We start from the raw sequence: 9,488 nt of genomic DNA on the forward strand, positions 1-9,488 counted from the left end.
CGGCAAGTGCCTTGACGCCATGTCACCCGATCGGCAGAGCGCGCATCGGCCCCGTTACAGCACACCGGCGGTGCCCCTGTGGCCCTCCCTGGTGGGCTCGGGAGGAGCTGGGCCGTACGAGTGAAATCGGCCCACCCCCCTATTGCCGGGGCGTCCGGAAATGGGTCAATCAAGCCAGCCGCGCGACGGGCCGCCCACTCCTTTGCACGGGCCAGGATCAGCCATGCCATCCGATCCCAGGCGGGCTCCGCCCCATGCACCTCCCCTCCATGTACGTGGTGGTCATGGGCTTGGGCGTGCTCTCGCAGGAGGCCTCTTATGCGCCATCTCTCCAGGTCGTCATCCCGCCCCACGGCCACGGCGGGCAGCGCCCCGGCCGGCCGTACGGATGCGGGGCCGCCAACGGGAGACGGCGGGAGTTCCAGCCGCGGACGGTTGCCCTCGCTGACCGGTCTGCGTTTTGCCGCCGCGGGCGGGGTCGTCTACACGCACAGCGTCCTGCTGCTCAACCCGCACCTCGCCAGGACGCTCGGGCCCGAAGTGTGGGTCGGCGCGAGTTCGGTGTCGCTCTTCTTCATCCTCAGCGGATTCGTCCTCACCCATTCCGCCCGCCCAACGGACACCGCGCGCTCCTTCTGGCGCCGGCGGGCCGCCAAGATTCTGCCCAATCACGTGCTGACCTGGTGTGTGGTCGTAGGCGCCCTCGCCTTCGCAGGTACGGCGACCGCCAAGGGCGGTTCGGGAATAGTGGCCCACCTCACCAGTCTCTTCCTCGTGAACACCTGGGTACCCAGCCAGCGCTTTCTCTCCGCGGGTAATCCTGTTTCCTGGTCCCTGGCCGCCGAGATGTTCTTCTACCTTCTCTTCCCGGTGCTGCTGCCCTGGATCAAGCGGCTGTCGCGGCGCGGACTGCTGATCGGCGCGGTGTCGGCGATTGCCCTCGTCTGGGCCTGGCCGGTGTTCTGTGCGCTGGTCCTCAACCCTGAGGGGCGGTTCTTCCCCGGATACTGGTTCTTGTACATGCTCCCGGTCACCCGGCTGCCCGAGTTCGTGCTCGGCATGATCGTGGCTCGTATCTCCGCGGAGCGAATCCGGCTTCCCCGCATCGGCGTGCTGCCTGCCGCGTTCGGGGTCATCAGCGCCGTCATCGTGAACGCGTCCCTTCTGCCGCACACCTTCCTGTACGCGGCCTCGACCGTGGGCTCGCTCGCCGTGCTGGTCCATGCCACCGCGGAACTGGATCTGCGCGGCAGAGCATCGCTGCTGCGCACTGCACCGCTGGTGTTCCTCGGTGAGATCTCCTACGCCATGTATCTGGTGCACCTGCTGGTGCTGGGGCTGATGTTCATGGGTCTGACGCACCTGGGCTGGAGCAGACTCGCCGCGATCCTGGCCGCACTCCCCGTGATCTTTCTGCTCTCCTGGCTGGTGTACGCGGGAGTGGAGCGCCCGTGCATGCGGCGCTTCTCCTCGCCGCGCGCCCGTCGTCGTGAGCGTCCCCGGCTGGCGGCAGCCCCGTGAACGAAACAGCCGACCGTGCGTGTCGCCCCGCGCCTCCCCCACCCGCAGCACCGCTCCCCCCGCAGGACGACAGCTGAAAGAGGCTCCTGATGACGTCGCGAAGCGAGCAAGTCGCCGCCCACCGGCCCCACTACCAGGACGAGCTGGCACGCGGGCTGGCGCAATTCTTCGAGCCGCCGCGCAGTACGTGCCCCTGGTGCACCTCCCCCCGACTGCGCGAGCGCCTGCGCACCACCAATCATCCCCAGCGCAAACCGGGCAGCTTCGTGCTCGACACCTGCCACAACTGCGGCCACGTCTTCCAGAACCCCCGACTGAGCCCGGAGGGCCTGGACTTCTACTACCGCGACTGTTACGACGGCCTCGGTGAAGCCACGATGGCGCGGATGGCCTCCTCGCCCCTCGCCGTCAAGCTCTACCGGACCCGCGCCCGCGCGATGCTCCCCTTCGGCCGGCCGGGCCGCTGGCTGGATGTGGGCACCGGCCACGGCCACTTCTGCGCCGAGGCCCGGCGCCTGCACCCGAGCACCGAATTCCACGGGCTGGACTGGGGCGAGGGCGTCGAGATCGCCGCCCGCACGGGCCGCATCGCCCGGGCCTACCGCGGTTCCTTCACCGGCCTGGCCGGGCAGCTCGCCGGCCACTACGACGTGGTGAGCATGTATCACTACCTGGAGCACACCCTGGCGCCCCGGCGTGAACTGACCGCCGCCCGGACGGTGCTCCGGCCCGGCGGCCACCTCCTGGTCGAAGTCCCCGACCCGCAGTCCGCCGCCGCCCGGTTGCTCGGCCGGTGGTGGGGCCCGTGGCTCCAGCCCCAGCACCTGCACCTCATTCCGCTGGACAACCTCCGCAGCGCACTGACCGAGCAGGGCTTCACCATCGTGGCCACCGACCGGAAGGAGCCGCACATCCCCACCGATCTGACGTCCGCGGCGGTGAATGTACTCAACTCCGTCCTGCCGGGCGAAGACCTGCCGTGGCTCCCGAAGAAGCCGAGCCCGCTCGGCCGGGGAATCCGCGCGCTGTCCCTGCTGGCCGCCGCACCCGCGCTGCTCGTCCTGATCGCGCTCGACCTTCTGCTGGCGCCCCTCACCCGGCGCACCCGGCTGTCCAACGCGTACCGGGTGGTCGCCCGACGAGACTGACCACGCGGCGCGAGGTGGTGCGGGGTTGCGCAGATTAGTCCGCCCGGGTGACGGGCTGCGCACTCGCCCTCCTCCTCCCCCAAGAGACGGGACACTTCCGACCATGCACATCCTGATCGCCACCGCAGGTTCACACGGAGACGTGGCTCCCTACACCGGCCTCGGGAGCCGGCTGCAGGCAGCCGGCCACACGGTGGTGATGGCCACCCACACCCGCTCGGCCGCACACGTCCGCCGCAGCGGGCTGGGCTTCCACCCGCTTCCGCTCGACCCGTACGCCACCTCGGGAGCCGGGCACGAGAAGCCCGGCTGGCCCGGCGGAAAGGGCCCTGGGTATCGGCTCTCCAAGGTCCAACAGGTGCAGTTGGCAAGGGACTTGGCTCCCAAGATGGCCGACGCGCTGATCGAGGCCGGTACGTCCGGCGTCGATGTCCTGCTGTTCTCCAGCAGCGTGGCGCCGTTGGGTTTGGTGGCCGCGGCGGGGCTGCGACTGCCCAGCGCCGGTGTGTTCTTGCAGCCGCTCGCCCCCACCCGGGAGTTCCCGCCGGTCATCGCCGACCTGCCGTCGCTGGGACCGCTCGGCAACCGGGCCGCGGGACGCTGCGCCCAGTCCCTTCTGGACCTGGCGTTCGCCACCGGGGTCAAGCACCTCAAGCGACAGCTGAGTGTGACGGCCGGCGCACTCGCCCGGCGCCGGGCTACCTGGCCGGTGCAGCACGGTTTCAGCCCCGTGGTGGTGCCGCGGCCCACGGACTGGCGGCCGGGAATGGAGGTGACGGGCTACTGGTGGCCGTGGGAGGCGCCTGACTGGACACCGGATTCCCGGCTGGCGGACTTCCTGCAAGCCGGCCCGCCGCCGGTCTATGTGGGCTTCGGCAGCATGTCCCTCGACGAGCCGGAGCGCTTGGGACGCCTCGTGGGCCGGGCCCTGCGGCTGGCCGGAGTGCGTGGCGTGGTCCAGACGGCGTGGGCCGGTCTGTCGGTCGACGGCGATGACGTCCTGACCGTGGGCGAGGTCCCGCACGCACAGCTGTTTCCGCAGATGGCGGCCGTCGTCCACCACGCGGGCGCGGGCACCACGGCGGCCGGTATGCGCGCGGGGGTGCCGGCGGTCCCGGTGCCGATGATGCTCGACCAGTCGTTCTGGGCGTCGCGCCTCACCGCGCTCGGGGTCAGTCCGGGACGGGTGCCGTTCCGGCAGCTGTCCGCGGAGCGTCTCGCGGCGGCCATCCGGAAGGCCGTGGAGGAACCCCGCTACCGTCATCGCGCCCAGCAGCTCGCGGCGTTGCTCGACGCCGAGGACGGGGCCGGCCGCGTCCTGACCGCGGTGGAACGGCTCGCGGAGCGGGGCACCGCGGACGGCTGAGCGTCAGGTGGTTGCCGCGGACCGGCTGCTACTGCTGAGCAAGGGGCGGCCGGGGCCGGCCCGATGCGCGCAGCTCGCGCCACTGCGGGGCCAGGACCGACCAGATCTCCATGTCGTGGCGGACGCCTCGGTACAGATTGCTTTCGCGCAGCACTCCGTCCCGGACCATGCCGAGCCGCTTGGCGACGTTGATGCTCGCGGTGTTGGAGGCGGCCGCGATCCACTCCACGCGGTGGATGCCGCGCTCGTCCACCGCCCAGTCGATGAGCAGCCGGATCGCGCGGGTGATCAGCCCACGACCGGCGGCCGCCCCCTCCAGCCAGCAGCCGACCTCGCAGGTGCCCGACGCGGCGTCGAAGGTCCGGAACAGCACGCCGCCGACGAGCACACCGTCCTGCCAGATGCCGTAGAGGCGACCGCTGTCGGCCGCCGCCTTGTCCGCGTAGGACTGCAGGAACGCCCTGGCGGAGGCGAGATCGGTGGCGCGCTCGGCCAGCGCGATGTACCGGCCGATGTACTCACGGCCCCGGTCGATGTGCGCGAGGTACTCCTCGGCGTGCCAGGGCTCCAGCGGCCGCAGCTCGGCACCGTCCGCACCCAGCGATATCGCAAACACCCGGTTCCCCCCGCAGTGCACCCGTAGGACGACGTTCCTGCCGCACGGTGCGGTTTCCGCCCGTGCGCAGCACCCGGAATCGTCCCACAGGGGCGGAACTGGGCTTCCGGCGGCTGCCACTTCGGGCATCACGTCGGGGATTCAAGTGCGGCCGTGGTCGTGCCGATGGTGTCGACGACGAGACGACGAAAGGAGACTGCAATGAAGAGATCGATGCGCACGGCGATGGTGCTCTGCATTCTGCTGCCGCTCTCCGCCGCACTGGCCGGTACCGCGGTGGCCGACCCGGGAATCCGGGGCGGCGTGGGCGCGCTGGGCAAGGGAAGCCTGCTGTCGCTGCTGACCACGGTGGGCCTCTGACGGGCGTCGGAAGGGGACGGCCGGACGCGCTCAGCTCCCCTGGGACACGGCGGGCCGGGGTGCGCGCAGGACGCCGTAGACCGACCAGACCACCGAGACCAGCGGGACGGCGACGACCGCTCCGGCCACTCCCGCCGCGACACTGCCGCAGATGACGGAGAGCGCCACCACCATCGGGTGCAGACGCACGGCCCGGCTCATCACGAGCGGGTGCAGCACATGGCCTTCGAGCTGCCCGATGAGCACGATCAGCAGCACCACGACCGCGGCCACCAGCGGGCCCCTCGTGGCCAGCGCCACCACGGCGGCCACGGCCAGCGCGACGGGCGAGCCGACCAGCGGGACGAAGGCGGCGAAGAACTCCAGGACGGCCAGCGGGACGGCGAGCGGCACCCGCAGCACGAACAGCGCCACTCCCACGAGCACCGCATTGGTTGCGGCCACCACCACGATTCCGCGGGTGTACCCGGTGAAGGTGACCCATGCGGCGCGCCCCGCGAGGTGCACGGGACGGCGGCCGCGCACCGGCAGCTGGCCGCCGAACCACGCCCACATCCGGTCGCCCGAGTACAGGAAGAAGACCGAGCAGAACAGCGCCAGCACCCCCACCGTCAGCACCGCCACCAGCCGGCCCACCCCGCTGAGCGCCGTGTTGATGAGCGTGGCCCGATGGCGCGCCACGAACCGCGATACCTGCGCCTGCACATCGGAGAGGGTCCCCGGCCGCAGGTGGAAGGGCGGGCCTTCGAGCCACCGTCCGATCCTGGCCACACCGCCGTCGAACTCCCGGCGCAGCCCCTCCCACTCGCCGGCGACATTCGCCCCGATCAGACTCAGGACGGTGAAGAGGACGAGGATGGCCAGCAGCAGGCCGACCACGACGGCCGCCGACCGCGGCATCCAGCGGTGCAGCACACTGACCAGCGGCTCCAGCAGGGCCGTCATCACCAGGCCCAGGAACACCGCCAGCGTGACCAGGTGGAACCGTCCCAGCGCCGCGAAGACCAGGTAGACGGCCACCCCGACGACGATCAGGCGCCAGCCGTACGCGGCCGCCAGTCGGAGCGTCGGAGAGATGTGTGCGGCCTCCCACGAGCTGCGGTCCGGGGCACCGCCGAGTGACCGGCGCGCGCCTGCCGCCCACGCGCCGCGGGCGGTACGTGCACCGGTCCTGCCCCCGTGGGCGGCGGAGGAGCGCGCACGCTCCCTGCCGGATGGGTTCTGCACCTGGCCGCCACCGCCTCCCACCCCCCTGCCCAGGGCCGGACGGGGGACGACTGCCCGGAGAGGCAGGCATCCGCCTCCGCGCGTACCAGACGGGTATCACCTTGGGGTGGACTTCGAACGTGCGCGGGCGCGCATTCCCCCGAAGGCATGCGGCAGCGGGAGGACGGCGGGCGGCCGGGCGGGACGGCTGCGCCGCGCCGCGCTCGGGCGGCGGAAGATTTTCCGGCCGGTCGCGTCACCGTGTCGATCCGGGCCGAGGCCGTTCGTATAGAGGGTGAGAGGCCGGCGAGGCGCCGGCGGAGCGATCGGCCAAGGAGGCACACCATGACGCACTACCTGCTCAGCATCTACCAGCCCGACGGGCCCCCGCCGTCGGCGGAGTTCCTGGCGCCGATCATGCGGGACGTGGAGGCCGTGAACGCCGAGCTCAGGGCCGCCGGCGCCTGGGTCTTCGCCGGGGGGCTGCACCCGCCGAGCACGGCCACCGTGGTGCGGCAGAAGGACGACGAGATGCTGATGACGGACGGCCCGTACGTCGAGGGCAAGGAGCACATCGGCGGCTTCACCGTCATCCAGGCACCCGACCTCGACGCCGCCCTCGAATGGGGCCGCAAGCTCGCCCGCGCCACCACCCTCCCCATCGAGGTCAGGCCGTTTCAGCACGGATCCTTCGAGTGACATCCGGCATGGCGAAGGCGACCGCAGCGGACGTGGAGCGGGTGTTCCGCGAGGAGTACGGCCGTGCGGTCGCGGTCCTGGTCCGCGTCTTCGGTGACATCGACGTCGCCGAGGAGGCGGTCCAGGACGCCTTCACCACGGCCATCGAACGGTGGCCGTCCGCCGGGCTGCCCCCGAGCCCGGCGGGATGGATCATCACCACGGCCCGCCGTCGGGCCCTCGACCGCCTGCGCCGGGAGCGGTCCCGCGCGAACCGGCAGGCGCAAGCCGCTCTGCTGCACGCTGCCGGGGAACCGGCCGAGGAGGGACCCGTGCGCGACGACCGGCTCCGCCTGATGTTCACCTGCTGCCATCCTTCGCTCGCTCCCGCCGCCCGGGTCGCCCTGACCCTGCGGCTGCTGGGCGGGCTGACCACCGCGGAGATCGCCCGTGCCTTCCTGGTGGCCGAGCCGACCATGGCGCAGCGGCTGGTCCGGGCCAAGGGCAAGATCCGCGATGCGCGGATTCCCTTTCGGATTCCGACCGATGCCGACCTGCCGGACCGGCTGCGGGCCGTCCTGGCCGTGGTCTACCTCATCTTCAACGAGGGCTATGCGGCCGGTTCGGGTGCGGCCCTGGTCCGCGAGGACCTCTGCCGGGAGGCGATCCGCCTCGGCCGGCTGCTGGCAGAGCTCATGCCCGACGAGCCCGAGGTGCTGGGCCTGCTGGCACTCATGCTGCTGACCGAGTCGCGGCGGGCCACCCGCACCGGACCGCAGGGCGACCTCGTGCTCCTGGCCGACCAGGACCGCAGCCGCTGGGACCGCGCCCTCATCGAGGAGGGCCAGGCCCTCGTCCGGCGGTGCCTGCGACGCAATCAGCCCGGCCCGTATCAGATCCAGGCGGCGATCAACGCCGTGCACAGTGACGCGCCGACCGCGGCGGCCACCGACTGGGCGCAGATCCTTCAGCTCTACGACCAGTTGCTCGCGCTCGCCCCCAGCCCGGTCGTCGCCCTCCACCGTGCGGTCGCGGTGGCGGAGATCGAGGGACCACAGGCGGCGCTCGCGTTCGTCGACGACCTCGCCCTCGACCGCTATCACCTCTTCCATGCCGTCCGCGCCGATCTGCTCCGGCGTCTTGGCCGCACCGCCGAGGCGGCCGAGGCGTACGAGCGGGCGCTCGACCGCACCGGGAATGCGGCCGAACGCCACTTCCTGCAGCGCCGCCGTCAGGCGCTGCCTCCGCCGCACCAGGAATGACCTGCGCGGGCCCGGAGGGAGCGGGCCGGATCCGCGCCTGCCTTGGCGGGCCGTCCCGGCTGCGAGCCGCTCAGGTCAGCTCCCGTTCGCGGGTCTCCGGCAGCGCCAGGACGCACAGCAGCGAGAGGACCGCCATGGCGCTGAGGTACCAGCCGACCGACGCGGAACCGAACGCCGACTGGAGCCGGGTGGCGACCAGCGGAGCGACCGCGCCGCCCAGGACACCGCCCAGGTTGTAGGCGAGCGAGGCGCCCGAGTAGCGCACCCTCGCGCTGAACAGCTCCGGCAGGTACGCCCCCATCGGGCCGTACACCACGCCCATGCAGAACAGCGCGCCCCCGATGCCGAGGGCGATCAGCACCGGCTGTGCGGTATCCAGCAGAGGGAAGAGGACCAGCCCCCAGCCGGCCGAGAGGACGCTGCCGGCGAGGACCAGCCGGCGGCGGCCGGCGGCGTCGGAGCGGGTGGCGGCGAGCCAGGTCCCGGCTGCCAGGAAGAGGCAGGCGACGAGGGAGAGGGCCAGCATGGTGCTGCGGGCGATGCCGAGGGTGCCGGTGGCGTAGGCGAGGCAGTAGGTCGTGGCGGTGTAGAAGAGGCCGTAGGCGACGATCATGCCGCCCGCGGCCAGCAGCAGTTCGCGCGGGTGGCTGCGCAGCACCTCGACGGCGGGCACCCTGGCGGCTCCCTGCGCCTCCCGCACCTTGGCGAACACCGGTGTCTCACTGATCTTCAGACGGACGAACAGTCCGACGCCGACCAGCAGGAACGACAACAGGAACGGCACCCGCCAGCCCCACGAGCGGAACGCCTGATCGTCGAGTACCGACGACAGCAGCCAGAACACCCCGGTGGCCGCGAAGAACCCCACGGACGGGCCGAGTTGCGGGAAGGCGGCGTACAGCCCGCGCCGGGAGCGCGGCGCATGCTCGACCGCGAGCAGCGCGGCCCCGCCCCATTCGCCGCCCAGTCCGATGCCCTGGAGGAAGCGCAGCAGCGTCAGCACCACCGGTGCCCAGATCCCCCAGGTGTCATAGCCCGGGAGCAGTCCGACGCAGGCGGTCGACAGCCCCATCAGCAGGAGGGAGACCACCAGGACGGATTTACGGCCCACCCGGTCGCCGAAGTGGCCGAAGAGCACCGAGCCGAGTGGCCGTGCGGCGAAGGCCACGGCGTAGGTCGAGAACGACGCGAGGGTGGCGTTGACCGGGTGGAGCGTCGGGAAGAACGCCTGGTTGAGGACGAGCGCGGCGGCCGTGCCGTAGCAGTAGAAGTCGTAGAACTCGATCGCCGTCCCGATGAAGGAGGCCACGGCCACCCGCCGCATGCTCTCC

General features: G+C 71.8%; 9 protein-coding genes. 6 read left to right on the top strand and 3 right to left on the bottom strand.

What is annotated here, in order from left to right:
* Positions 1–435: 435 nt before the first annotated feature.
* From BKA18_RS01420 to BKA18_RS01430, 3 genes are all read left to right on the top strand, one after another.
* Positions 436–1,521 carry an acyltransferase family protein gene (locus BKA18_RS01420; protein WP_366043744.1) on the top strand — a complete coding sequence of 362 codons (1,086 nt, stop codon included), beginning with the start codon at positions 436–438 and terminating at the stop codon, positions 1,519–1,521.
* A gap of 89 nt (positions 1,522–1,610) precedes the next feature.
* Positions 1,611–2,669, top strand: a complete 1,059-nt coding sequence (locus tag BKA18_RS01425; protein WP_366043745.1) for a class I SAM-dependent methyltransferase — start codon at positions 1,611–1,613, stop codon at positions 2,667–2,669.
* 103 nt (positions 2,670–2,772) lie between these two features.
* Entirely contained in the window at positions 2,773–4,035 is a 1,263-nt protein-coding gene (locus BKA18_RS01430) for a glycosyltransferase (protein WP_366043746.1), read from the top strand.
* Between the two features lie 28 nt (positions 4,036–4,063).
* On the opposite strand, the gene BKA18_RS01435 is transcribed toward BKA18_RS01430, so the two are convergent.
* Positions 4,064–4,651 carry a GNAT family N-acetyltransferase gene (locus tag BKA18_RS01435; RefSeq protein ID WP_366043747.1) on the bottom strand — a complete coding sequence of 196 codons (588 nt, stop codon included), beginning with the start codon at positions 4,649–4,651 and terminating at the stop codon, positions 4,064–4,066.
* A 201-nt stretch (positions 4,652–4,852) separates the two neighbouring features.
* On the opposite strand from BKA18_RS01435, the gene BKA18_RS01440 reads away from it, so the two are divergent.
* Entirely contained in the window at positions 4,853–5,011 is a 159-nt protein-coding gene (locus tag BKA18_RS01440) for a hypothetical protein (protein ID WP_159032194.1), read from the top strand.
* A 30-nt stretch (positions 5,012–5,041) separates the two neighbouring features.
* On the opposite strand, the gene BKA18_RS01445 is transcribed toward BKA18_RS01440, so the two are convergent.
* Positions 5,042–6,238: an AI-2E family transporter gene (locus BKA18_RS01445; protein ID WP_429638096.1), complete on the bottom strand. Its 1,197-nt coding sequence runs from the start codon at positions 6,236–6,238 to the stop codon at positions 5,042–5,044.
* 324 nt (positions 6,239–6,562) lie between these two features.
* Between BKA18_RS01445 and BKA18_RS01450 the strand changes: the two genes are divergently transcribed.
* Positions 6,563–6,916 carry a YciI family protein gene (locus BKA18_RS01450; RefSeq protein ID WP_006607010.1) on the top strand — a complete coding sequence of 118 codons (354 nt, stop codon included), beginning with the start codon at positions 6,563–6,565 and terminating at the stop codon, positions 6,914–6,916.
* A gap of 8 nt (positions 6,917–6,924) precedes the next feature.
* Positions 6,925–8,157: an RNA polymerase sigma factor gene (locus BKA18_RS01455; RefSeq protein WP_366043748.1), complete on the top strand. Its 1,233-nt coding sequence runs from the start codon at positions 6,925–6,927 to the stop codon at positions 8,155–8,157.
* Positions 8,158–8,227: 70 nt separating this feature from the next.
* Here the strand turns inward: BKA18_RS01455 and BKA18_RS01460 are convergent, their stop codons facing one another.
* Positions 8,228–9,481, bottom strand: coding sequence for an MFS transporter (locus tag BKA18_RS01460; protein WP_366043749.1), 1,254 nt, complete (start codon positions 9,479–9,481; stop codon positions 8,228–8,230).
* Between the last annotated feature and the right edge of the window lie 7 nt (positions 9,482–9,488).

The sequence above is a fragment of the Streptomyces auratus genome, from assembly GCF_050433025.1.
Lineage (GTDB): Bacteria > Actinomycetota > Actinomycetes > Streptomycetales > Streptomycetaceae > Streptomyces > Streptomyces sioyaensis.

Bases quoted from the DNA above. Each gene is read 5' to 3' on its own strand.
- BKA18_RS01450 (WP_006607010.1), top strand. From the start codon at position 6,563: ATGACGCACTACCTGCTCAGCATCTACCAGCCCGACGGGCCCCCGCCG.
- BKA18_RS01430 (WP_366043746.1), top strand. From the start codon at position 2,773: ATGCACATCCTGATCGCCACCGCAGGTTCACACGGAGACGTGGCTCCC.
- BKA18_RS01460 (WP_366043749.1), bottom strand. From the start codon at position 9,481: ATGCGGCGGGTGGCCGTGGCCTCCTTCATCGGGACGGCGATCGAGTTC.
- BKA18_RS01455 (WP_366043748.1), top strand. From the start codon at position 6,925: ATGGCGAAGGCGACCGCAGCGGACGTGGAGCGGGTGTTCCGCGAGGAG.
- BKA18_RS01440 (WP_159032194.1), top strand. From the start codon at position 4,853: ATGAAGAGATCGATGCGCACGGCGATGGTGCTCTGCATTCTGCTGCCG.
- BKA18_RS01425 (WP_366043745.1), top strand. From the start codon at position 1,611: ATGACGTCGCGAAGCGAGCAAGTCGCCGCCCACCGGCCCCACTACCAG.